Source organism: Sphingopyxis sp. HIX, assembly GCF_001468285.1.
Taxonomy (GTDB): domain Bacteria; phylum Pseudomonadota; class Alphaproteobacteria; order Sphingomonadales; family Sphingomonadaceae; genus Sphingopyxis.
This window is the reverse complement of the sequence record NZ_LNSB01000003.1, coordinates 38,237-61,214: the sequence shown is the minus strand read 5'-3', so window position 1 is coordinate 61,214 and position 22,978 is coordinate 38,237. Positions and strand designations below refer to the sequence as shown.

23 protein-coding genes are annotated in these 22,978 nt (G+C 67.4%); 11 read left to right on the top strand and 12 right to left on the bottom strand.

Features of this window, described 5'->3' with window-relative positions; all coding sequences use genetic code 11:
- On the bottom strand, nucleotides 1–789 hold the full coding sequence (locus tag ATE62_RS02535) for an acyl-CoA thioesterase domain-containing protein (RefSeq protein ID WP_058810392.1): 789 nt from the start codon (nucleotides 787–789) through the stop codon (nucleotides 1–3).
- Between the two features lie 96 nt (nucleotides 790–885).
- On the opposite strand from ATE62_RS02535, the gene ATE62_RS02530 reads away from it, so the two are divergent.
- The 5 genes from ATE62_RS02530 to ATE62_RS02510 are packed head-to-tail and all read left to right on the top strand — an operon-like array spanning nucleotide 886 to nucleotide 6,446.
- Nucleotides 886–2,097, top strand: coding sequence for an acyl-CoA dehydrogenase family protein (locus ATE62_RS02530; RefSeq protein ID WP_058810394.1), 1,212 nt, complete (start codon nucleotides 886–888; stop codon nucleotides 2,095–2,097).
- Between the two features lies 1 nt (nucleotide 2,098).
- Entirely contained in the window at nucleotides 2,099–3,082 is a 984-nt protein-coding gene (locus ATE62_RS02525; protein ID WP_058810396.1) for an acyl-CoA dehydrogenase family protein, read from the top strand.
- A 3-nt stretch (nucleotides 3,083–3,085) separates the two neighbouring features.
- Entirely contained in the window at nucleotides 3,086–4,456 is a 1,371-nt protein-coding gene (locus ATE62_RS02520) for a wax ester/triacylglycerol synthase domain-containing protein (RefSeq protein WP_058810397.1), read from the top strand.
- Nucleotides 4,453–5,511 (top strand): DUF7065 domain-containing protein, encoded by a 1,059-nt coding sequence (locus ATE62_RS02515; RefSeq protein WP_058810399.1) that lies wholly within the window; start codon nucleotides 4,453–4,455, stop codon nucleotides 5,509–5,511. Before ATE62_RS02520 ends, ATE62_RS02515 begins: the two co-directional genes overlap by 4 nt.
- 5 nt (nucleotides 5,512–5,516) lie before the next feature.
- Nucleotides 5,517–6,446 (top strand): NAD(P)H-dependent flavin oxidoreductase, encoded by a 930-nt coding sequence (locus tag ATE62_RS02510; protein ID WP_058810402.1) that lies wholly within the window; start codon nucleotides 5,517–5,519, stop codon nucleotides 6,444–6,446.
- Here ATE62_RS02510 and ATE62_RS02505 read toward each other — a convergent pair.
- Entirely contained in the window at nucleotides 6,443–7,432 is a 990-nt protein-coding gene (locus ATE62_RS02505) for an NADPH:quinone oxidoreductase family protein (RefSeq protein ID WP_058810403.1), read from the bottom strand. The genes ATE62_RS02510 and ATE62_RS02505 overlap by 4 nt on opposite strands.
- Nucleotides 7,433–7,499: 67 nt before the next feature.
- On the opposite strand from ATE62_RS02505, the gene ATE62_RS02500 reads away from it, so the two are divergent.
- Nucleotides 7,500–8,480, top strand: a complete 981-nt coding sequence (locus ATE62_RS02500; RefSeq protein WP_058810404.1) for an NAD(P)H-dependent flavin oxidoreductase — start codon at nucleotides 7,500–7,502, stop codon at nucleotides 8,478–8,480.
- A gap of 103 nt (nucleotides 8,481–8,583) precedes the next feature.
- Here ATE62_RS02500 and ATE62_RS02495 read toward each other — a convergent pair whose 3' ends face one another.
- The 7 genes from ATE62_RS02495 to ATE62_RS02465 all read right to left on the bottom strand — a co-directional run bounded on the left by ATE62_RS02495 (nucleotide 8,584) and on the right by ATE62_RS02465 (nucleotide 14,672).
- On the bottom strand, nucleotides 8,584–9,330 hold the full coding sequence (locus ATE62_RS02495) for an SDR family NAD(P)-dependent oxidoreductase (RefSeq protein ID WP_058810092.1): 747 nt from the start codon (nucleotides 9,328–9,330) through the stop codon (nucleotides 8,584–8,586).
- A gap of 1 nt (nucleotide 9,331) precedes the next feature.
- Nucleotides 9,332–10,291: an alpha/beta hydrolase gene (locus tag ATE62_RS02490; protein WP_058810091.1), complete on the bottom strand. Its 960-nt coding sequence runs from the start codon at nucleotides 10,289–10,291 to the stop codon at nucleotides 9,332–9,334.
- Between the two features lie 13 nt (nucleotides 10,292–10,304).
- Nucleotides 10,305–11,579 (bottom strand): acyl-CoA dehydrogenase family protein, encoded by a 1,275-nt coding sequence (locus ATE62_RS02485; protein ID WP_058810090.1) that lies wholly within the window; start codon nucleotides 11,577–11,579, stop codon nucleotides 10,305–10,307.
- A 28-nt stretch (nucleotides 11,580–11,607) separates the two neighbouring features.
- Nucleotides 11,608–12,675, bottom strand: coding sequence for a phosphotransferase family protein (locus ATE62_RS02480; protein ID WP_058810089.1), 1,068 nt, complete (start codon nucleotides 12,673–12,675; stop codon nucleotides 11,608–11,610).
- A complete protein-coding gene (locus tag ATE62_RS02475) occupies nucleotides 12,672–13,130 on the bottom strand; it encodes a MarR family winged helix-turn-helix transcriptional regulator (RefSeq protein WP_058810088.1) in 459 nt (152 codons plus the stop codon). Before ATE62_RS02475 ends, ATE62_RS02480 begins: the two co-directional genes overlap by 4 nt.
- 266 nt (nucleotides 13,131–13,396) lie before the next feature.
- Nucleotides 13,397–13,819, bottom strand: a complete 423-nt coding sequence (locus ATE62_RS02470) for a nuclear transport factor 2 family protein (protein ID WP_082662562.1) — start codon at nucleotides 13,817–13,819, stop codon at nucleotides 13,397–13,399.
- Entirely contained in the window at nucleotides 13,812–14,672 is an 861-nt protein-coding gene (locus tag ATE62_RS02465) for an SMP-30/gluconolactonase/LRE family protein (protein WP_058810086.1), read from the bottom strand. The genes ATE62_RS02470 and ATE62_RS02465 overlap by 8 nt, the downstream gene beginning before the upstream one ends.
- 81 nt (nucleotides 14,673–14,753) lie before the next feature.
- On the opposite strand from ATE62_RS02465, the gene ATE62_RS02460 reads away from it, so the two are divergent.
- The 5 genes from ATE62_RS02460 to ATE62_RS02440 all read left to right on the top strand — a co-directional run bounded on the left by ATE62_RS02460 (nucleotide 14,754) and on the right by ATE62_RS02440 (nucleotide 19,387).
- Nucleotides 14,754–15,635 (top strand): SDR family oxidoreductase, encoded by an 882-nt coding sequence (locus ATE62_RS02460; protein ID WP_058810085.1) that lies wholly within the window; start codon nucleotides 14,754–14,756, stop codon nucleotides 15,633–15,635.
- Nucleotides 15,632–16,132, top strand: coding sequence for an SDR family oxidoreductase (locus ATE62_RS02455; protein ID WP_058818416.1), 501 nt, complete (start codon nucleotides 15,632–15,634; stop codon nucleotides 16,130–16,132). The genes ATE62_RS02460 and ATE62_RS02455 overlap by 4 nt, the downstream gene beginning before the upstream one ends.
- The gene (locus ATE62_RS02450; RefSeq protein WP_058810083.1) at nucleotides 16,125–16,985 is read left to right on the top strand and encodes an SDR family NAD(P)-dependent oxidoreductase; all 861 of its coding nucleotides are present in this window, start codon (nucleotides 16,125–16,127) and stop codon (nucleotides 16,983–16,985) included. Before ATE62_RS02455 ends, ATE62_RS02450 begins: the two co-directional genes overlap by 8 nt.
- Before the next feature lie 108 nt (nucleotides 16,986–17,093).
- Nucleotides 17,094–17,864 (top strand): FadR/GntR family transcriptional regulator, encoded by a 771-nt coding sequence (locus ATE62_RS02445; protein ID WP_058810082.1) that lies wholly within the window; start codon nucleotides 17,094–17,096, stop codon nucleotides 17,862–17,864.
- Complete coding sequence (locus ATE62_RS02440) at nucleotides 17,861–19,387, top strand: AMP-binding protein (RefSeq protein ID WP_058810081.1); 1,527 nt, start codon at nucleotides 17,861–17,863, stop codon at nucleotides 19,385–19,387. Before ATE62_RS02445 ends, ATE62_RS02440 begins: the two co-directional genes overlap by 4 nt.
- Here the strand turns inward: ATE62_RS02440 and ATE62_RS02435 are convergent.
- From ATE62_RS02435 to ATE62_RS02425, 3 genes are all read right to left on the bottom strand, one after another.
- Nucleotides 19,345–20,133: an SDR family oxidoreductase gene (locus ATE62_RS02435; RefSeq protein ID WP_058810080.1), complete on the bottom strand. Its 789-nt coding sequence runs from the start codon at nucleotides 20,131–20,133 to the stop codon at nucleotides 19,345–19,347. The two genes, ATE62_RS02440 and ATE62_RS02435, sit on opposite strands and share 43 nt — an antisense overlap.
- Nucleotides 20,134–20,246: 113 nt before the next feature.
- Nucleotides 20,247–21,722 carry an aldehyde dehydrogenase family protein gene (locus ATE62_RS02430; RefSeq protein WP_058810079.1) on the bottom strand — a complete coding sequence of 492 codons (1,476 nt, stop codon included), beginning with the start codon at nucleotides 21,720–21,722 and terminating at the stop codon, nucleotides 20,247–20,249.
- 24 nt (nucleotides 21,723–21,746) lie between these two features.
- On the bottom strand, nucleotides 21,747–22,937 hold the full coding sequence (locus ATE62_RS02425; RefSeq protein WP_058810078.1) for a cytochrome P450: 1,191 nt from the start codon (nucleotides 22,935–22,937) through the stop codon (nucleotides 21,747–21,749).
- Between the last annotated feature and the right edge of the window lie 41 nt (nucleotides 22,938–22,978).

Below are 22,978 nucleotides of genomic sequence, written 5' to 3'. Positions count from 1 at the left end.
CTAGCGAGGCCGCCCCGGCCCGACGAACACCGTCTGCGTCCCCTTGGCATAGACCCCATCGGCATCCGCAAACACGCTCTGCGCCACCGCATGCCCGTTGCCCGCACCCTCGGTATGGCAATCGAGCAGGAACCACGCCCCGCGCGGCCTGCGCAAGAACTGGATCGAGATGTCGAGGTTGGCATAGCTCCATTCATGCGCGTGCGTCGCGCTGCCGACGCCATTGCCGAAATCGGCGAACAGGCACGCCTTGACGAAGGGCGAGGCGGCCACGCCCGCCACGACTTCGCCGTTCATGCACATCCACGCCACCCCGCGCCCCGGCTCGCGCACGCGGCCCATGATCGGCCGCGTCTTGATCGCCCCCGCCATGCTCGCGCCGATCAGGAAATTATCCTCCGCCACATCCTCGGGTGCCGGATGCGGCTGCGGTGCCGGGAATTCCGGCGTTTCCAAGTCGCGCGCCAGCAGCACATGCGCCTGCGCCACCATCTTCGCGCCCGCGAACAATTCGATGCGGTGCAGCTGCGCCTGCCGTCCCTGCCGCACCGGCACGACGCGCGGCGTGAGCAGCGCGCGCGGTACCACGCCCAAGATATCGATCGTCACCCGGCAAATCTCGAACCCCGGCTCGAACCTCGCCTGCTCGATCACATGCCCGAACAGCGCCGAAACCGGCCCGCCCGCGACCGCATCGGCGAACCAGGGGTTGCGCGACAGGCCGGTGGGGTCGAAACCTTCACCATTAGCGACGAAGTAATGCGGGATCGGATCGGTCGTTTCGGTCATCGGCGCCCCTTATCATGCTTCCCTCGCCGCACAACATGGTTGACGTAGTTATATAACTCAAGCATAGATTCGCCGACGATACAGGGAGAGCGAGCGATGGACCTGAGCTATGGCGCGGCCGCCGAAGCCTTTCGCGCGGAAGTCCGCGCCTTCCTCTCGCTGCACTGGCCGCCGCCTGCCGACGCGCGCAGCGCCGATCTCAAGGCCTCCATCCGCACCTTCCGCGCGCTCGCGACCGGCGAGGGCTATCTCTATCGCGCGATCCCCAAGCGCTACGGCGGCTCCGAACAGCCGGTCGATGTCATCAAGGCGCAGGTGATCCGCGAAGAATTCGCCCGCGCCCGCGCCCCGATGGAGGTCGGCGGCAACGGCATGAACATGACCGTGCCGACGCTGCTCGAAAAGGGCACCGACGAGCAGAAGGAACTCTTCATCCGGGGGACCGTCGAGGGCGATTATATCTGGGGGCAGGGCTACAGCGAGCCCGGCTCGGGCAGCGACCTCGCGAGCGTGCGCACCAAGGGTGAACTCTCGCCCGACGGTACCAAGTGGGTCATCAACGGCCAGAAGATCTGGACCTCGCAGGGCATGCAGTCGACGCATATGTTCATGCTCGTGCGCACCGAACCCGACGCGCCCAAGCACGACGGGATTACCTATCTGCTGATCGACCTCGACCAGCCCGGCGTCACCCGCCGGCCGATCCGCCAGATGACGGGCGAAGAGGGCGATCATACCTTCTGCGAATTCTTCTTCGACAATGCCGAGACGCCGGTCGCGTGGCAGGTCGGCGAGCGCGGGCAGGGCTGGTACGTCAGCCGCACGACCCTCAAGCACGAACGCGCGAGCATCGGCGGCGCCGACGGCCTCGGCAAGCAATTCGCCAAGCTGGTGGATCTCGCGAAGGAAGTGGGCCGGATCGACGACCCGATCGTCCGCGACAAGCTCGCGCAGATCGAGGGCTCGGTCCTGGCGCACCGCTATTCGAGCTACCGTATCTTCAGCTGCGCCGCCGCGGGCGAGGACCCCGGCCCGGTCGCGCTGATGATGAAATTGCTGCTCACCGAAATCGGGCACGAGATGGCCTTGCTCGCGCAGGAACTGATCGGCGAGCACGGCTTCCTCGAGCCCGCGGGCGCGGGCGGGCGCGGCAATCGCGGCCCGCGCGGACCCGAAAAATGGCTCGATCAGATCATGGGCAGCCTCGGCAATTCGATCGCCGGCGGCGCATCGAACATCCAGCGCAACATCATCGGCGAACGCGGCCTCGGTCTGCCGCGCGACCTCGCGATGAGCGGGGAGCGCTGACGTGCATTTCCACCTGACCGAAGAGCAGGCGGCGATCCAGAACGCGGTGCGCGGCACGCTGGCCGACAGCTGGCCGATCGAGCGTATCCATGCCTTCGCCGATGGCGACGCGGATTTCGATCGCACCAGCTGGGACGCGCTGATGGCGCTGGGCCTCGGCGGGATGCTGGCGCCAGGCAGCGGCATGGGCCTGCTCGACGCCGCGCTCGTCTGCGAGGTCGCGGGCGAGGCCGCGGCGGCGGGGCCGCTGATCGGGCAGCTGCTGGCGGTCGCTGCCGTCGACGCGAGCGGGAAGAGCGATGTCGAGGCGCTGTCCAGCGGTGCGCAGGTCGCGACATTGGTCCACGGCGGCAGCGACTATGCGCCGAGCGCGCGCGCCGCCGACCTGTTCCTGATCGTCGACCGCGCAAAGGGCGTCCGCCTCGTTCCGGTAGCCGATGCAACGATCGAACCCGTAAAAGCCGCCGACCGCACCCGCCCGATGTCGAAACTGGCCATTGCTGACGGCGCAGGCGAAACCCTCTTCGCCGCGGCCGACCCGATGACCGCGCGCCTCGCCGATGCCGCGCTCGTCCTCGTCGCCGCCGACGCGCTCGGCGGGGCGCAGAAGGTCACCGACATGAGCGTCGCGTACGCCAAGGAGCGCGAGCAGTTCGGCCAGCCGATCGGGCGTTTCCAGGCGCTCAAACACCAGCTCGCGCACATGGCGCTCGCCGTCGAACCCGCGCGCGCGCTCGTCTGGTACGCCGCCTATGCCTGGGACGCGCAGCTTGCCGACGCGCCGCGCGCCGCCGCAATGGCGAAAGCGCATCTGTGCGACACCTATGTCCAGACCACCCGCGCCGCCGTCACCGCGCACGGCGGCATCGGCTATACATGGGAATATGGGCTCAATTACTGGTTCCGCCGCGCGATGGCCGACCGCGCCTGGCTCGGCAGCCCCGCCGAGCATCGCGCGCGCGCCGCCGATCTGGCCGGCTGGTAGGGCATGAGCGCCGTCGATCCGCTGAAACTCGCGCCGGGCGTCCGCCGCCTGCGCCCCGACGATCATTTCATGGTCCTGTCCGAGACCGACGCCTCGCCGATGCATGTCGGCGCGCTGATCCTGCTCGACGTGCCCCAGGACCGGCAGGGCGAGCTCGCCGCCGCGCTCCGCCGCCAGTTCGCCGACCGGCTCCCCGCGACGCCGCTGCTGGTGCGGCTGCACGAAGCGCCCGATGGTTATGACAGCGACGTCTGGGCCGATATCGCCAATGCCGATCTCGAAAGCCTGATCGCGGTCGAACCACATGACGGTGCGTGGAGCGAAGCCGACCTTTACGCGTCGGTTGCGAAACTCAACATGCGCCGCCTCGACCTCTCGGGTCCCCCCTTCGCCGTCCACGTCTTCGAACGCCTCGCCGAGGGCGGCAGCGCGCTCTATCTCAAGATGCACCACGGCGTCGCCGACGGCATCGGGTTCCAGGCCGTGATGGGCCTGCTCAGCGACGCCGCCCCGCCCGCGACCGCGCGCTTCGCCGACGCGCGCCTACCCGAGCCCGAGAAATGGCGCGAAAAGGCCGATGCGCGCTTCGCAGCCGACGCGGACCTGCGCGCCGAACAATCGGCACGCCGCAAGGAGGCGCTCGCTGCGCTCGAAGCCTATGAGGGTGACCGCGAACCGACTCCCGAATTCGCGCTGTCGGGACCGACCTCCGCCGAGCGCTGCTATGCAACGATCAGCCTGCCGCTCGCGCGCATGAAGGCGGTCGGCAAGGCGGCGGGTGCGACGATCAACGACATCTTCCTGACCCTCGCCAGCACCGCGCTGCGCAACTATCTTATAGAAACCGGAGAGCTTCCCGACGCGCCGCTGGTCATCAATTCTGCGCGCTCGTACCGCCGGCCGGAGCATGGCGATTTCGGCAACCGCATCGTCGCGCTGCACCCGCATCTCGCGACCCATCTCGCCGATCCGGTCGAGCGCCTCCGCGCGATCCAGGCGTCGATGGCCGCCGAGATGCGCCGCACGCCGCACGACGAAGCCCTGCTCGACGCCGCCGAAAAGCCGTTCGGCGCACGCGACCGCCGCGCGGCCTTCGCCGATCGCCTCGCGGGCGGCAAACGCCTGATCCCCGGCAACCTCACGCTATCCAACGTGCCCGGCCCCGCCGCGCCGCGCAGCTACGCCGGCTTTGCCCAGCGCCACAATTATCCGGTGCCGATCATCGGCTCGGGGCGTTTTCTCAACATCACCTCGCGGCGAAGCGGCGACAATCTCGACATGGGCGTGATCGCCGATGCCGCGAAGGTCGCCGATGTGACCCGCATCGCCGCGCTGTTCACCGCCGCGCTCGACGAACTGGAGAGTATCGCATGACCGAAGACCTCGCTTTCAAGCCCGAGGACGACCGCTACCACCAGCTGTCCGACGATCCCTATGAGACCGAGACCAATTGGTGGTCGTTCAACATCCCCGAGCGCAAGATCGGCTGCTGGATCCACGCGCCCTATTATCCCAACCGCAAGGCGATCACCTGGCGCATCTTCGCGTGGGACGACGAAGGCTATGACCAGGCGCGCATGGCCTATTACCGCAAGGTCGAGGAGGCGCCGATGCCCGACGCCCCCGACCTCACCGACATCACCTTCCCGGGCGACAAGAACGGCGGCGGCTACAGCCTCAAGATGCTCGAGCCAGGCATGAAATATCACCTCCGGTACGAAGACCCTTCGCGCGGCTTCGCGCTCGACTTCACCCACACCGGGCTGCACCAGCCGCACCGCTTCCCGCCCGGCAGGCCGCCCTTCATGGCCACGCCGCATTATGACCAGCTCGGCCATGTCGAGGGCTGGATGACGCTGCGCGGCGAGCGTATTCGCATCGACGGCATCGGCGTGCGCGACCGCACCTGGGGGCCGCGCGGCGGGCCTTATGCCGCTAGCCCCAAAGTCTATGCCAATGACATGGAGCGCGTGAAAAATCCCGGCGGCGCGCGCTGGCGCGAGATCGAACGCGAGCGCGGCCGCGGCCGCATCCAGTATATCTTCGGCCACCGCCGCGACAGCACCGGCTTCCTCGGCTTCGCGCGCGTGCAGGACGGCGATGCCGACGGCTGGTCGCCGATGAACGCCGGCTGGATCCGCCGTGACGGTCAGTTCGGCAGCCTCGACACCGCGAAATCGCGCATGCGCGTGTTCCGCAGCCCGCAGACCGGCTGGAGCACGCATATGCAAGTCGAACTGATCGACGAGCATGGCCGCGAAATGCAGAGCGAAGGCTTTGTCGTCAGCACGATGAGCGAGGCCGGCTATGGCGTAAACCAGCTGATGCGCTGGGACATTGACGGCGGCATCGGTTGGGGCGAGGATCAGGATGTGTGGAACCCCGTCCATTTCGTCCGCGTCCTCGACGCACTGAAGGCGATCGCCTGACCGCGATGTTCGCTGGCCTCTCGCTTCCGCTGATGTGCGCGCCGATGAGCTTCGCTTCGTCGGTCCCGCTCGCGACGGCTTGCTGCAACGCGGGGGTGATCGGCGGCTGGCAGGGCGGGACGATCACGCCCTTCGAGCTGTTCGAGGACTATCTGACGGCGCTCGCCGACACGGGCGGCGCCCCGCCGATCGTCAACATGCCCGCGCGCTGGGGCAGCGATCCCGCGGGCGCCGACCGCCTCGCGCTGCTCGAACGCTATCGCGTCCCGCTCGTCCTCTCGAGCCTTGGCGATCCCTCGGCGCTCGTCGAGCGCGTCCATGGCTGGGGCGGGCGCGTCATCCACGATGTGACGACGATGAAACACGCCGAAAAGGCGATTGCGGCGGGCGCAGACGGGCTGATGCTGACCTGCGCCGGCGCGGGCGGGCATACGGGGTTCCTGACCCCGATGGCCTTCGTCCCCGCGGTGCGGCGCATGTTCGGCGGGCTGCTGATCGTCGCGGGCGGCATCGCCGACGCGCACGGCATCGCAGCATCGTTGGCGCTCGGCGGCGATCTCGCCTGCATGGGTACGCGCTTCATCGCGACGCCGGAGAGCGGCGTGGTCGAGGGGCATCGTGCCATGATCCCGGCCGTCAATGCCGACGATATCGTCGCCTCTGCGGCGATGAACGGCGTGCCCGCGCACTGGATGCGTCCGTCGATCGAGGCGGTCGGGCTCGACGCCAAGGCGCTGCCCAACATCCGCTCGCCGATGCCCGAGGGCGTAATGCCTTGGCGCGACATCTGGAGCGCGGGGCAGAGCGTCGGTCTGATCGACGCGGTCGAGCCCGTGGCTGAGTTGGTAGCGCGGTTGAAGAGCGAGTTCGAAGCGCTGCTGCCGGGACCCGACTGGCGCGCCCGTCTGACGGCAGTCGAAGCCGACTGGACCTAGTCCATGACCAGCACGATCCGCCCGGCGCTCTTGCCTGCCGCCGCGTCCGCCATCGCCGCGCGAAACTCTTCCAAGGGATAGGTCCGGGCCACCGCCGGCCGCAGCTTGCCTCCGCCCGCCAATGCAAAAATCCTGTCGCGGTTGGCTTCGCTCTTCTCGGCCTCGAAAATCCCGAACTGGCGAACGTCGACCCCGATCAGGCTCGCGCCCTTGAGCAGCGGGAGGTTCGTCTTGAGCGCCGTCATCCCGGCCGGGAAGCCGACCACCAGATGCCGCCCGTTCCAGGCGAGCGAGCGAAACGCCGGATCGGTCGCGTCGCCGCCGACGGGATCGAAGACGACATCGACGCCCTTGCCGGCGTTTGCTGCCTTGACCGCCTCGCGCCAGTCGCCGCCGCGCGCATCGACCACCGCATCGGCACCGCCCGCCGTCGCCAGCGTGCGCTTGGCCGCGTCCGACGCCGAGCCGATCACGTGGGCGCCAAGCAGCTTGCCGATCTGCACCGCCGCATAGCCCGTCGCGCCGCCGGCACCGAGCACCAGCAATGTCTCGCCCGCCTTCAGCTGACCGCGATCGACCAGCGCATGCCACGCCGTCGCATAGCTCACCGGAAACACCGCCGCTTCCTCGAACGTCAGCGCTGCTGGCATCTTGCGCACCACCCGCGCGGGCAGGTTGACCGCCTCGGCGAACATGCCGCCCCAGCCGCTCGCGACGACCTTGTCGCCGACCGCCAGCCCGGTCACCTCGGCGCCGACCGCCTCGACCACCCCCGCGCATTCGCTGCCCGGGATGAAGGGAACCGGCGGCTTGACCTGATAGCCGCCCCCCGCGGTGAGCACGTCGACGAAGCTGATCCCCGCCGCCCTGATAGAAATCCTCACTTGAGTGGGCGACGGCGGGCCCGGATCATGTTCGACGAGGCGATAGTTTTCGGGCGGGCCGAGTTCGTCGGCCCGAACGGCGCGGGGCAGGGGAGCGGTCATCGGACACCTCTTGTCATCATGCGTTTAGAAGTATAACCAAGTTATATAACTATTGGAGGATGGGCAGATGGGTTTCAAGACGCGGATCACCGAAATGCTGGGTATCGAGCATCCGATCGTCCAAGGCGGCATGCAGGCGGTGGGCACCGCCGAGATGGCGAGCGCAGTGTCGAACGCCGGCGGCCTCGGCATCATCACCGCGCTGACCCAACCGAGCCCGCAGGCGCTGCGCGACGAGATCGAACGCTGCCGCTCGCTGACCGACAAGCCTTTCGGCGTGAACCTCACGGTGTTTCCGACGATCAACTCGCCCGATTACAATGCCTATGCCGACGCCGTCGTCGAGAGCGGGGTCAAGATCATGGAGACCGCGGGCACCCCAGCGGTGCGCGAGATATGGGCGCGGGTGAAGCCGCATGGCGTGACGATCCTCCACAAATGCACCGCGGTGCGCCACGCGCTGTCGGCCGAGAAGGCGGGCTGTGACATCATCTCGATCGACGGTTTCGAATGCGCGGGGCACCCCGGCGAGGACGATATCCCCGGCCTGATCCTGATTCCCGCCGCCGCCGACAAGGTGAAGATCCCGATGCTTGCGTCGGGTGGCTTCGGCGACGGGCGAGGCCTCGTCGCGGCGCTCAGCCTGGGTGCCGAGGGCATCAACATGGGCACGCGCTTCTGCGCCACGAAAGAGGCGCCGGTCCACGACAATGTGAAGCAGGCCTATCTCGATAACGACGAGCGCGGCAGCTTCCTCATTTTCCGCAATTTCAAGAACACCGCGCGCGTCGGCAAGAGCCCGGTCAGCGAAGAGGTCGTCCGTCGCCTCGCCGAGCCCGACGCGAAGTTCAGCGACGTGCAGGAACTGGTCGCGGGCACCGCGGGGCGCGAACTGCTCAAGACCGGCGACCTGTCGAAGGGCGTTTTCTGGGCGGGCATGATCCAGGGGCTGATCCACGATATCCCGACCTGTCAGGAACTGATCGACCGGATCATCTCGGAGGCCGAAGCGATCCTCGACCAGCGGCTGGCGGGGTTCCGGCGCTAATTTCTCCCCTTCCTGGAAGGGAGGGGGCGGGGGTGGGTAGGCGGCAAAGAAAGAACGCCTGCGGCGACCCACCCCTAGCCCCTCCCTTGCAGGGAGGGGAATATCACTGCTGCCCGCCATCGACGCGCACCAGCGCTCCCGTCGTATAGGACGACGCAGGGCTCGCCAGCATCAGCGCGGCAGTCACGATCTCCTCGGGCCGCCCCGGGCGCCCTAACGCGACCGGCTGCGTCTCGCGCTTCTTCGGGTCCCAGGCCTCGGCGATATCGGTCAGGAACGGCCCCGGGCTGATCGTGTTCACGCGCACCTTCGGCGCATATTCGCGGCTCAGCGACACCGACATCGCATTGAGCGCGGCCTTCGCCGACCCATAGGGGATCACCATCGGCAGCGGCATCAGCGCGCCGGTCGAGCTGATGTTGATGATGCAGCCGCCGTCGCCCTCGCTCATCCGAAACGCGACCTGGCTCGCGAGGCGGAAGGGGCCCTTGAAGTTCAGATTGAGCACCGAATCGAAGAGGTTCTCGGGCATCTCGTGGCTGGGGCAGGCGGGCGACATGCCGGCGTTGTTGATCAATATGTCGACGCACCCGAACTCCGCATAAGTCGCTGCGATAAGTCCATCGATCTCGTCCCAGCGCCCGCAATGCACGCCATAGGCCATCGCCTTGCGCCCGAGCGCGCGGCATTCCTCCGCCACCATCTCGCAATTCTCGAGCTTGCGGCTCGCCACGATGACGTCAGCGCCGCGCTCGGCGAGCGCCTTCACCATGCGATAGCCGAGCCCGCGCGACCCGCCGGTGACGAGCGCGACCTTGCCGGTGAAATCGAACAGCGGATCGGGGGTCATGTCATTCTCCTGAAGGGGCGGTCATCGCGGCGGCGGCGGCCATCAGTCCGGCGTTGCAGCGGTCGGCGATCGCGGCGCCGGGCACCGCGTTGAAGGCATGGATCGCGCCGGCATAGCTGTGGATTTCGACGGGCACGCCCGCCGCGGTCAGCCGCCGCGCATAATCGAGATTCTCGTCGAAGAAGAGGTCGAGGCTGCCCGTCGCGATATAGGCAGGGGGCAGGTTCGACAGGTCTTCGGCCAGGCTGGGCGAGAACCAGCCCTTGCGATCGTCATCGGCGGTATAATCGCCCTTGAGCGCGCGCCATCCGAAGCGGTTGCTCGCGCGCGTCCAGATGAATTCGCCGGTGTTCGGATTGGCATAGGGGCAGGCGTCGCTCCCCGTGCGATGGTCGAGCATCGGATAGGTGAGCAATTGCCCCGCGATCGCGGGCCCGTCGAGATCGCGCGCCATGATCGCCAGCGCCGCCGCCAGCCCGCCGCCCGCGCTTTCGCCCGCGACGACGATCCGCCGCGCATCGAAACCGAGCGTCTCGGCCTGCCCAGCGAGCCACATCAGCGCCGAATGGCAATCCTGCTGCGGCGCGGGAAAAGGATGTTCGGGCGCCAGCCGATATTCGACCGACGCCACCGGCACCCCCGCCGAGACGGCGAGCATCGCCGGGCTGGTCTGGATATCCTTGGCCGAGCCCATGACCATGCCGCCGCCATGAATATGCAGGATCGCGCCGCCGCCCGCCTTCGTCTCGGCCGGGCGATAGAGATAGACGGCGATATCGGGTCCGCCGTGCACCGAGGGGATGATCACTTCCTCGGGCAGAATCGCGGGCGGGGGCATGATCGCATAGGCCCGGCCCGCCTGCTCGCGCAGTTCGGCGATCGGCGCCGATGCGAGATCGATCGGCGGGAACATGTCGAGCAACGGCGCGATCTGCCTGTCGACGAGATGGCGGGTGGTCATGCGAACTCTCCTCTCAGCCCCGCGCCCGGATCGCCTCCAGCCGGGTCGGGATATGTTCGCTCGGGAACAGCCCCGGCGCGGGCGTCGCATTTTTGAGATAGGCCTTCGCGACCTGGACCTTGTGCACTTCGGTCGGGCCGTCGGCCAGTGCCATTGCGGGGAGGCCCATCCACATGTCGGCGAGCGGCAGCTCGAGCGTCATGCCCAGGCTGCCGTGCAGCTGGATCGCGCGCTGGACGATGTCGTGATAGACTTTCGCCATCTGCACCTTGCACATCGCAATATGTGTGCGCGCCGCGCCGTGCGGCTCGTTGTCGATGATCCACGCGGTCTTGAGCACCAGCAGGCGGAACTGTTCGAGCTCGATGATCGAATCGGCGATCGCGCCCTGCACGAACTGATGCTCACTGAGCGGTTTGCCCTGCGTCCGCCGCGACACCGCGCGTTCGAGCATCATGTCGATCGCGCGCTGGCATTTGCCCACGGTGCGCATCGCATGATGCACGCGCCCGCCGCCGAGCCGCGCCTGCGCGACCTTGAACCCCTCGCCGGGCCCGCCGAGCATCGCGTCCAAGGGCACGCGAACCTTGTTGTAGCGGATATAGGCGTGCGTGCCGTCGTCTTCGCCCTTGCTGTCGCCCATCGTCTGCGAATGGCGGACGAACTCGACCCCCGGCGTGTGGGTCGGTACGATCAGCATCGACATGCGCCCGTGCGGCGGGTTCTCGGGATTGGTCACCACCATCACGATCAGGAAAGCGGCAAAGCGCGCGTTCGACGAGAACCATTTTTCGCCCTCGATCACCCACTCGTCGCCCTCGCGCCACGCGCGGCAGGTGAATTCCTTGGGGTCGGCGCCCGCCTGCGGCTCGGTCATCGAGAAGCAGGAGACGATCGTGCCGTCCATCAGCGGCTGGAGATAGGTCGCCTTCTGCTCGTCGGTCCCGAACATCGCGAGGATCTCGCTGTTGCCGGTGTCGGGCGCGGCGGTGCCGAACACCGTCGGCGCCCAGTAACTGCGCCCCAGAATCTCGTTCATCAGCGCGAGGGTCAGCTGCCCATAACCCGGCCCGCCAAGCTCCTTGTCGAGGTGGCAGCCCCACAGACCCTGCGCCTTCACCTGGTCCTGCAGCGGCTTCATATAGGCCCGCGATTCCTTGTTTGCGACGTCGTAGGGCGCGCCATGGCCGGGGAAGAGCAGGTCCATCGGCTCGCATTGTTCGCGGACGAACGCCGCCATCCAGTCGAGCTTCGCCTGCAATTCGGGTTCGATGCGGAAATCGATCATGTCGTCGTCCTTGTCCGGAGGATGGGGATCAGCCGATCAGGCGGATGAGTTTTTCGGCCTCGGCGAAATTGCCGCGCACCAGCCGGTCGAAGAAGCGCCCGGTCTCGGCGCTGAGGATGCCCTTGGCGGCCTGCGCGACCTTATATTCGAGGATGCAGCCGCCCTTGAACATCGCGAGGATCAGGTAATAGTCGAAGCTCGCCATGTCGCGGCCGGTGCCCGCGGCATAATGGACCATCAGCTCCTGCCGCGTCGGCCAGTCCATGACGTTGTAGAGCGACTTTTCGGGGATATGGCCCGGGAAACGCTCGTCGCGGATGCCGTTGCAGAACCAGGCGAGGTCGAGCAGCGGGTCGGCGATCGTCGACAGCTCCCAGTCGATCAGCGCGGTCAGCCGGCACGGCGGGTCGAAGGCGAAGAGCGCGTTGGGCGTGCCGACGTCGCCATGGATGATGCCGGGGCGGAAATCACTGGGCCGGTTCGCGCGCAGCCAGTCGCGCGCGAGCGCATAGCCGGGCAGCTCGCGCCACTCGAAGTCATAGAGGCGCTTGTAGCTTTTGATCTGGCCTTCCCAGCGATCGACCTGCCGCTCGAGGAAATTGTCGGGGCGCCCGAAATCCTCGAGCCCGACAGCCTTGTAATCGACATTGGCGAGCGCGATCAGCCCGTCGACCATCGCGAAAGGCACTTCGCACGCGTGCGGCGGTTTGTCGAAGGGCGGGCGGTCGTGGATCTTGCCGTCGGTCAGGTCGGCGGGCCAGCCCTCGACCAGCTCCATGACATAGAAGGGCGCGCCGATCACCTCCGGATCGGCGCAGCTGCCGTGGCAGACGGGGTGGGGCACATCGGTGCCGTTCAGTGCCGTGAGCACCCGTGCCTCGCGCAGCACGCTCTTCTCGCTCCCCGGCGGCGGCACTGCGGGCGGACGGCGCAGGATCAGCGTCGCGCCGCCGCGGCGCAGCGACAGGATGACGTTCGAGGTGCCGCCATGGATTTTCGCGACTTCGAGCGGCCCGTCGCCGAGCGCTGGAATATGCGCGTCGAGCCATGCGGTCAGCCGTCCGACATCGGCCAGCGCTGCCAGTTCGTCGCTCATGCCTCGCGCTCCCGCAGATAGGCTTCGATCTCGGTGCGGATCGCATGCATCCGTGTGGCGGCATCGGCGAAGGTCGCGGCGTCGATCCGCGCCATCACCGCGCGCGTCACCGCCTGCGCGCGCTCATGGTCCGCCGCCTTCAAGCTGCGCCCCGCCTCGGTCGCGACGATCAGCGACGCGCGCTTGTGCTCGGGATTGTCGGCAAAGGCGATCAGCCCCAGCTCGGCGAGCCGGTTCGCGGCGCGCTGCACCACCTGCCGCGGATGTCCCAGGCTGCGCCCGATCTGCGCGACCGTCGGCGACGCCGCGGCGTTGACCACCGCGGTGAGCACCATCAGTTCCATTTCGGGCAGCCCGCTCTCGGCGCGCGTCTCGGCGAACAGCGCGCGCATCCGCCCGCGCAGCCGCGCGACCTCGTCGGCGAATCGTTCGAAATCGGTATAGCGTTGCGACATGGCACTTCGATGTCAAATTGACACTTAAGTGTCAATACTGCCACGGATCGACATGCGCTCCTGTCGGTTTCGATTTGTTTCGCGCAAAGACGCAAAGACGCAAAGAGGTTGTGTATGGCGGCCGCGCCACTCGCCTGCCGCAGGCCTATTTTTTGGGGGGCGCTTTGCGCATACAGGGCATTTGCAGGGCGTGCCCGGCCTCTTCGCGTCTTTGCGTCTTTGCGTCTTTGCGCGAAATTTTCAGAGCGCAGCGTTTGAAAGAAGGATCAGCGCGACGTCATCCGCTCGAACAGCGACCCGTCGGCCTGCCAATCGATCCGCACCCGCCGGTGCGCGAAACGCCAGCCATCGGGGGTGCGCACCAGCCGGTCGTCATAGGTGCCGCTATGGTCGGGCCCGAAATTGCTGTGCACGGTGAAATAGCTCCGCGCCGTCGCACTATCGCCCTCGACCGCGATCAGCGGGTTGGTGATATGGTGGCGGATGAAGGTCAGCCGCGCGTCGCGCGTGCCCGACGCCAGCGCCGCCGCGATCGCGGCCGGCCCCCGCGGCGCCTTGCCCAGATATTCGAGTATACCGTGGTCGGCGAAACAGGCGGTCATCTCGCCGAGCCGCCCGCGGTCGCCATGATAGGTATAGCGCGCGAGCAGGTCGCGGATCGCGTCGCGGTCCTGTGCCAAATCAGCCATTATAATGAAGCTCCAGTCCGGGCTCGTCCCAGCGCGTCTTCACCAGCCGGCCCGTCGTCGACAGGGTAATCCACGCATCGCGCATGTCGACGCCGCCAAAGGCGATATTGGTGACATAGCGCTCGCCCGGAATGTCGAGCTTGGTCACCGCGCCCGCGGGCGTGATCGTCGAGATGCCGCCCTCATAGAGCGTCGCGACGCAGATGTTGCCCGCTGCGGTCACCGCCAGGCTGTCGAAACCCACCGCCCCCGGCGCCGTCGCAACCCACACCGGCTTCTGCTCCTCGACGCGCCGGTCGTAACGCCACAGCCGCGCCTGATGCGTGTCCGCGACATAGACGTGTTGGCCATCGGGCGACAGGCCGACGCCGTTGTACGAGATCGCGTGGCGATTGATCGCGGCGATCGCCGATCCGTCGGGCGAGGCCGCGAACAACCCGCTCGCGGTGCGGATGCCGTCGTGCGATTTGCCCAGGTCGGTGAACCACATCCGGCCGTCGGCGTCGAAGACGATGTCGTTCGGCGCTTCGAGCGCGATGCCGTCGCACGCGTCGTAGAGCCGCTCATGTTTGCCCGTCGTCAGGTCGACGCGCTCGATCCGCCCCTCATGCCCCGGCCCGCGGGCGTTCTGGAACTTGGCGAGGTCGAGCCCGCCGTTATTGCATACATAAAGCGCGCCGTCGTGGCCGATCGCCGCGCCGTTCGGCCCGCCGCCGATGTCGCAGACCGTCTCCTTGCGCCCGTTCCAGCAGCGCGTGATACGCCCGCCGGCGAGCTCGACGACGATCACCGACCCGTCGGCCATCACCACCGGCCCTTCGGGAAAGGCGAGCCCCTCCGCGACGATCTCCATAGCGCCTCTCCTATATAACCTAGTTAGTCATGTCTTGACACGCGCCGGGTCCGGGCGCAACCCTGTCCACAGGGAGAGACGATGCCAGTACCAGCCCATCATATCGTGGCGACGCCGCCGCCGTTCGACGCGCCGCCCTATCCGGCGGACATCTTCGCGGGGCAGGTCGTGCTCGTCACCGGCGGCGGCTCGGGCATGGGGCTCGCCATGGCCAAGGCCTTCGCGCAGGGCGGCGCCGACGTCGCGGTGATGGGGCGCAGTCTCGAACGCGCGCAGGAAGGCGCAGCGCAGATCGCGGCGCTCGGCGTGCGCACCCACGCGATGAGCTGCGACGTGCGCCTGCCCGAGGCCGTCGCCGCGGCGTTCGACGAAGCCGAGGAAGCGCTCGGTCCGATTGCCCTGCTCGCCAACAACGCCGGTGCCAATTTCCCCGTGCTCGCCGAAGACATCTCGCCCAACGCCTGGAACGCCGTCACGCGGATCGCCATCGACGGCACCTTCCTCTGCTCGACCGAATATGCCCGCCGTCGCATCAAGGCCGGCAAGGGCGGGGCGATCGTCAACAACAGCGCGCAATATATCTGGACCGGCTTTCCCGGCGACGCGCACAGCGCCGCCGCCAAGACCGCGCAGGCGACGATGACGAAGAAGATGGCCGCCGACTGGGCTCCGCACGGCATCCGCGTCAATGCCGTCGCCGCGGGCTTCTTCCCGCACGAGGGTTCGGTCTCGGGCCGCCGCGAGGAGGGCGTCGAGCCTTTGCAGGCGATGATCCCCGCGGGCCGCACCGGCAGCATCTGGGAATTCGGCTGGCTCTCGGCGATGACCTGCACCCCCTTGTTCGGCGCGATGACGGGGCAAGTGATCGTGCAGGACGGCGGCGAGAGCCTGCGCCGCTCGCTGATCATGCCCGACTATGTTCCGCCGCGCGAACGTGCCGACGGCCCTTGGGGATGGAAATGAGCGGCTGGCTGGCGGGCAAACGCGCGAGCATCGAGGGCGACAGCCCGGCGATCGCCAAAGCCTTCGAGGCCGCGGGCGCCATGCTCGTCGAAGGCGAAGCCGACATCTGGGTCCATGTCGCCCCACCCCCCGCGACCAAGCCCGCGCACGAACTCGCCCACGCCGAATGGCGCGCCAGCCTCGACGCGGGTCTCGACCGCCGCTTCCTCGGCGCCAGGGATTTCGCCACCACGTGCCGCGCGCGCGGGCAGGGTGGGGTGGTGCTCTTCGTCGGCGCCCCCGAACAGGCGCTCGGTGCCGATCAGGCGGCGGCGGCGGGTGCGCTCGGCAACCTCACCAAGACGCTCGGCGTCGAATGGGCGCGCGACGGCGTTCGCGTGAACAGCATCCTCACGAAAGAAACCGGCGACACGCTCGGCCATCTCGCCGCCTATCTCGCCAGCGACTATGCCGCTTACATCACCGGCGCGGTCATGGGCATCGCCCTCGATGACTGACCGCATCCGCCTCGACGGACAGGCAGCCTTCGTCACCGGCGGTGGGGGCGGCATCGGCCGCGCCATCGCGATCCGTCTGGCCGAGGCGGGCGCCGACGTCGCGATCTACGACATCTTCCCCGAACGCGCCGAGGAAGCCGCAGCGCGTGTCCGCGAAGCAGGAGCCCGCGCGCTCGCGATCGCCGGCGACGTGATGGACGGCGACGCCCTCCGCACCGCCGTCGATCAAACCGCGGCCGAATTCGGCCGTCTCGACATCCTCGCCAACAACGCCGGCGGCGTCTCGGCGCGCCCCTTTCTCGACCAGAGCGAGCGCAGCATGCGCAAGCATATCGACATCAACCTGATGTCGATGCTGGTCGCGACGCAGGCCGCCGCAAAACATATGGTCGCCGCCGGCCGCGGCGGCTCGATCGTCAATGTCGCGAGCATCGAGGCGAGCCGCGCCGCGCCCAATTTCGCGGTCTACGCCGCGTGCAAGGCGGGAATGCTGAGCTTCACCAAGTCGATGGCGGTCGAGCTGTCGGAACACGGCATTCGCGTCAACTGCATCGCCCCCGACCACACCGTCACCCCCGGCAACCAGGGCAACCGCGCCGGTCCGGTCGATCCCGCGACATGGAAACGGCATAGCGCCGAAGCCGTCGATGCGATGAACCGCTTGATCCCGCTCGGCCGCGAAGGCGTCGACATGGAGTGCGGCGACGCCGCGGTGTTCCTGTCGAGCGCGATGGCGAGCTATATCACCGGCGTGCTGCTGCCTGTCGACGGCGGTACCTGGGGCTCCTCGGGCTGGGTCCGCGGGCGGAACGGCAAATGGACGCTCAACGAAGGATTGTCTTTTGGGGCTTAACGCGAGGAAATGGCTGCGACATTGCGGCCCCCCGACAAAAGCCCTACAGACGCGGCTTGAGTAACGGTTAATTATAGAGTGGCCGGGGTAGGGGCAGGATTAGTGAATATGGAAAATGGCAGCGCGCGCATCCGGGTGCCCAAGACGTCTGAACTGGTCGCCGACCAGATCCGGGCCCAGATCGTGCGCGGGGAATTGAAGGAAGGCGACTCGCTGCCCCCCGAAGGCACGCTGATGGCCAGCCTCGGCATTTCGCGTCCGACGCTGCGCGAGGCGTTCCGCATCCTGGAGGCCGAAAATCTGATCAGCGTCGTGCGCGGCTCGCGCAGCGGCGCGCGCGTGCACCAGCCCTCGACCGAGCTCGTCTCGCGCTACGCCGGCTATGTGCTCGAGGCGCAGGGTACGACTATCGCCGACCTCTATGCCGCGCGGCTCGCGATCGAGCCCACGGTGGTGCGCTGGCTCGCCACCGCCAAGGGCCAGACCCCGGGCTTCGCCAAGCTAAAGGCGACGCTCGCCGAGCTCGACGCGATGTTGCAGGGCGGCGACTATGCGCTGTTCGTCGACAATGTCTCGCACTTCCACCAGACGCTCGTCGAAGCGACCGGCAACAAGACTTTAAGCTTCATGAACCGCATGCTGCTCAACCTTGGCCGCCACCACCAGAACGACTATCAGCGCCGCCATCCGCGGACGACCGAAGACAAGTCGAAAAGCCTGCGCGCGGGCTTCAAATCCTTCGACAAGCTCGTCTCGCTGATCGAAGAAGGTGACGTCGAGGGCGCGGTGTCGCACTGGCGACTCCACCTCCGCAACGCCAACGAGACCTGGGCGGCGCGCGGCGAGGGCGAGCGGACCGTCGACTCCCTGCACGGATGAACTTCGCCGACGCGATGATCGCCGCGGCGGCGCGCGCGCCGCACGCCGGCCTGACCGTCGCGTCGGACAGCAACCCCGCCGAGACCACGCTCGGCGAAGTCGTCGCAGCGGGGCGCCGCATGGGCACGCGCATGACCGCGCAAGGGATCGCACGCGGCGATATCGTCGCCTCCATGCTCCCAAACTGGCGCGAATGGCTCGTCGTCGCGGTCGCCGCGGCGCAGGCGGGGGCGGTGCTGCTGCCGATCGTCACTATCTATGGCGCGAAGGAGCTGGGCTTCATCCTGCGCCAGTCGAAGGCGAAATGGCTGTTTACGCCGGATCGCTTCCGGCGTGTCGATTATGCTGGGCTCGTGGCCGATTGCGGCGACCTGCCCGCGCTCGAGCGCCATATCGCGACCGGCCCCGACTTCGATGCGCTGGAGGCCGAGGGCCCGGTCGCCGAGCCGGTCGCGGTCGACGCGAACGACCTCGCCTTGCTCGTCTATACCTCGGGCACCACCGCCGATCCCAAGGGCGTGATGCACAGCGCGCGCGGTTTCCTCGCCGAGATGGAAACGATGCGGCTGATGCGCGCCGGCAGCGACGACGACGCGGTGATCTCGCCCTGGCCGCCGGGCCATGTCGCGGGCGCGCTGTCGATGTACCGTTTCCTGACGCAGGGCGTGCCGCTGGTGCTGATGGACCAGTGGGACGCGGCGCTGGCGGCCGAGCTCGTCGACCGCCACCGCATCACCTCCTCATCGGGCACGCCCTTCCACCTCTCGGGCATGATCGCCGCGGCCGATACGCACGGCCACGACCTCTCGTCGCTCCGCCAATATCTCGTCGGCGCCGCGCCGGTGCCGCCGTCGCTGATCGAACGCTGCCAGGCCTTGGGCCTCGCGGTCTATCATTGCTATGGGTCGAGCGAGCATCCGACGGTCACCTCGGGCGTCGTCGACGACCCGCTCGACAAGCAGCTCCATACCGAAGGACGCGCGATCATCGGCTCCGAGATGCGCTTCGTCGACGACGACGGCCACGACGTGCCGCCGGGCGAGGACGGCGAAATCTGCACCCGGGGCCCCGAGCTGTTCATGGGCTATCTCGACGCGTCGCTGAACGAGGCGGCCTTCCTGCCCGGCGGCTGGTACCGCACCGACGATATCGGGCGGCTCGACGAGGGTGGCTATCTGCTCATCACCGACCGCAAGAAGGACATCATCATCCGCGGCGGCGAGAATATCTCGTCGAAAGAAGTCGAGGCGGTGCTGCTCGGCCACCCAGCGGTTGCGGATGTGGCGGTGGTGGCGGCCAAGGACGACCGCATGGGCGAGGTCGTGCGCGCCTGCGTCGTGCTGGCACCGGGTGCGATGCTGACGCTCGACGAAGTACGCGATCATTTCTTCACGGCGGGGATCGCGAAACAAAAGACGCCGGAGCGGTTGAGCATCCTGCCCGAGCTTCCGCGAAACGCCTCGGGCAAGGTGCTTAAGCATCAGTTGCGCATGATAAACCCGCCGTCGACGTTGAGCGCCTGACCGGTAATCCAGTCCCCCGCCGGCGAACATAGCAGCAGCAGCGCCCCCACCAGATCCTGCGGCTCCCCGCGCGGTTGCTTCACCACCCGCGCCATCGCCGCCTGCACGAACGGGCTTTCGTCGGGGGTCAGCGCCTTGCCCGCGTCGGACATCGTCATCCCCGGCGCGATCGCGTTGACGTTGACGTTCATCCGTCCGAGCTCGGTCGCGAGCGTCGTCGTCAGCCCGAGCAGCGCAACCTTGCTGATCCCGTAAGTCGTCTGCGCCGGGAAACCGCCGGCCGACAACTGGTTGACGATCTTCCCGCCGCCGCGTGCCTGGAACAGCGGCACCGCCGCCTTGGCACAGATCAGCGCACCGGTGAGGTTGACGCGCATCAGCTTGTCGAAATCGGCGATGCTCGTCTGGATCGCCGGCGTGCCCACCGCCTCGACCATCAGCGCGGCATTGTTGACGAGGATATCGAGCCCGCCGAATGCGGCCTGCAGCGCTTCCATCATGGCCGCGACCGACGCCTCGTCGGCGATGTCGACCTGCACCGCGATGGCCTTGCCGCCCGCCGCTTCGATCTCGCCCGCGACGCGCTCAGCGCCTTCCTTGTTGAGGTCGGCGACCACGACGCTCGCCCCCGCATTGGCGAGCCCGACGGCATAGGCGCGCCCGATGCTGTTGCCGCGCCCGCCGGCACCGGTCACGATCGCCACCTTGCCGTCGAGCCGGAACTGGTCGTTGGTGAAATCAGGCATAAAATCTCCCCTCCCGCTTGCGGGAGGGGCCGGGGGAGGGCCTGTCCCGATATGGAAACTGGGGGAGGCAACAGACCCTCCCCTACCCCTCCCGCAAGCGGGAGGGGGATTGATCATTTTGGAAATATCGGCGCGCCGACGCCGATGGTGACGGTCTTGTAGTGCAGGAATTCGTCGATTCCCGCCTTGCCGCCTTCCTTGCCGAAGCCCGAGATGCCGATGCCGCCGAAGGGCGTGTACGGATTGATCTGGAACCCGCCGTTCACATAGACGCCGCCGGCGCTGAGCCGCTCCGAAATCCGGTGAACGCGCTGCAGGTCGTTCGACTGGATCATCGCCGCGAGGCCATATTCGCTGTTGTTGGCGATCGCGATCGCCTCTTCCTCGGTCTCGAATTTCATCACGACCACCGCAGGCCCGAAAATCTCGACCTGGCTGATCTCGTGATCGGGATCGGCGTCGACGATCAGCGTCGGCTCGATGAAGTTTCCATCCGCAAGCTCGCCGCCGCAGCGCCCGCCGCCCAGCTCGAACTTCGCCGCGCCGTCGGCCTTGGCGCGCTCGAACATGCCGAGGATGCGGTCGACCGCCGCCTTGTTGATCACCGGCCCGACCGCGACGGTCGGGTCCGTCGGATCGCCGACCTTGAACTGGCCGATGATCGCTTTGAGCCGTGCGACGAAATCGTCATAGACGCTCGCGTGGACCAGCTGGCGGGTGGGGAGGGCGCAGCCCTGCCCCGATAGGCAGCCGACGGTCCAGAAGACGGCGCGCTCGGCCGCTGCTTGCAAGTCGCAATCGGGAAAGACGAGGCTCGCCGACTTGCCGCCCAGCTCCATCACCGACGGCTTAATCTCCTCGGCGCACGCGGTCAGGATCTTGCGCGCGGTGATCGGCCCGCCGGTGAAGCTGATCTTGCGGATCTTCTTGTGCCGTACGATCGCATCGCCCGCCTCGCCGGTGCCCGGGAAGATCGACAGCACCCCGTCGGGCACCCCCGCTTCCTTGCACAGCCGCGCGAACATCTCGGGCGCGAAGGGGGTGATTTCGGCGGGCTTGCAGATCACGCAATTGCCCGCCGCCAGCGCCGCCGCGACCTTCATGCCCAGCGAGATCAGCGGGCCGTTCCAGGTGATGATGATGCCGACGATGCCGATCGGCTCGGGCACGGTATAGCTCAGCTCGCCGCGCGTATCGAAGGTCGAGATCAGCTCGCCCGACATCTTGTCGCACCAGCCGGCATAATAGCGCGTCCAGCCCACCGCGGTATCGACCCCGCGCTCGCCGACCATCAACGTCGTGCCACCGTCGAGCGCCGCCATGCGCGCCAGTTCCGCCTTGTTCGCCTCGAGCAGGTCGGCGAGGCGATTGAGGATATCGCGCCGCACCTCGGGCGCGGTCCGGCGCCAGCTCTCCTGCACCGCTACGGCCTTGGCAACCGCCTCCTCGACCTCCTTCGCCCCGGCGAGCGGGATGTCGGCCTGCGTCTGCTGGCTGACGGGATGGAGATGCGGATGCGTTCCACCGCTACCGCTCGTCCGTTGTTCGTGCCCCAGATGCAGATGCACTGCGGGTGCTGCGCTTGCCATGTCTTTGTCTCCCAATGAAATCGTTCAGGCGTCCCACGCCAGATGTAGATGTTCGAGCGCCATCACGCTGCCGCCGCGGCACGTCTCGTCGCCCTTGGTGACCTGGCGAAAATGGCCGATGCGGCCGAACCAGGCGCGGTAGAAGATGATGAGTTCCATGCGCGCGAGATGCAGGCCTAGGCAGGTATGGATGCCCGAACCGAAAGCGGCATGGCGATAGAATTGCCGCTCGACCGACACCGTCTTCGGATCCTCGGTCAGCGCCTCGTCCCAGCCGACGAGCGGCAGCGGCGCGAGGATGCAGTCGCCCGCGCGAAGCTGCGCCCCGCCCAGTTCGGTATCCTGCGTCACGTAACGCGGCGTCGCGACGAAGGCGTAGCGGCGCAGCAATTCCTCGACCATGTTCGGGATCACCGCGGGATCGTCGATCGCGCGCTGGCGGAGCTTCTCGTCATGCGCGAGATGGCGCATGCCGAAGCTCATCGCATTGGTCACCGTGTCGAGCCCCGCGAGAAACATCAGGAAGCCGATCGACATCAGCTCCTCGAAGGTCAGCTTGCGCCCGTCGACGTCGCCCGCGATGATCTTCGAGATCATGTCGTCGCGCGGTTCGGCCATCCGCTGCTGGATCAGCTCGGCGAGATGGCCGACGATTTGCTGCGCCAGATTGTTGCGGTTCTCGTTGCTTGCCTGCGAATGGAAAAAGCCCGTGACGAGGGCGCGAAACGCCTCGAACTTCTCCATTGGGAAGCCGAACAATTCCATGAACACCGCGACGGGCAGCCGCGATCCGATCGCTTCGACGAAATCGCATTCGCCTTTGCCGACCACGCCGTCCAGCAACTGATCGGTCCACGCCGCAATCCGCCCGTCGAGCGGCTCGATCGCCTTGGATTCGAAGAAGGGGCGCAGCATCTGGCGATACGGCCGGTGCTCGGGCGGGTCGAGCATCTCGGGGATCATCTTGGGCTGGTCGGGGTTGGGCGGGATCGAGAGATAGCGGCTCGAGAAGAGCTCGGGATGCCGCACGACATGCTGCACCGTCGCGCCGGTGTTGCACACCCAATGGCCGCCATGCGCGCTGGTCCAGAACACCGGCGGCGCGGTCTCCTTCAGCTCCCAATAACGATCGTGGCAATCGGCCAGCACGCCGGGGTCGGCGATATAGTCGAATTCAAAGACGGGCGTGCGCTCCGCAACCTGCGACTCGGTCATCTTCTCTCTCCCATTGACGTAAGTAAACGATGGTTTACATA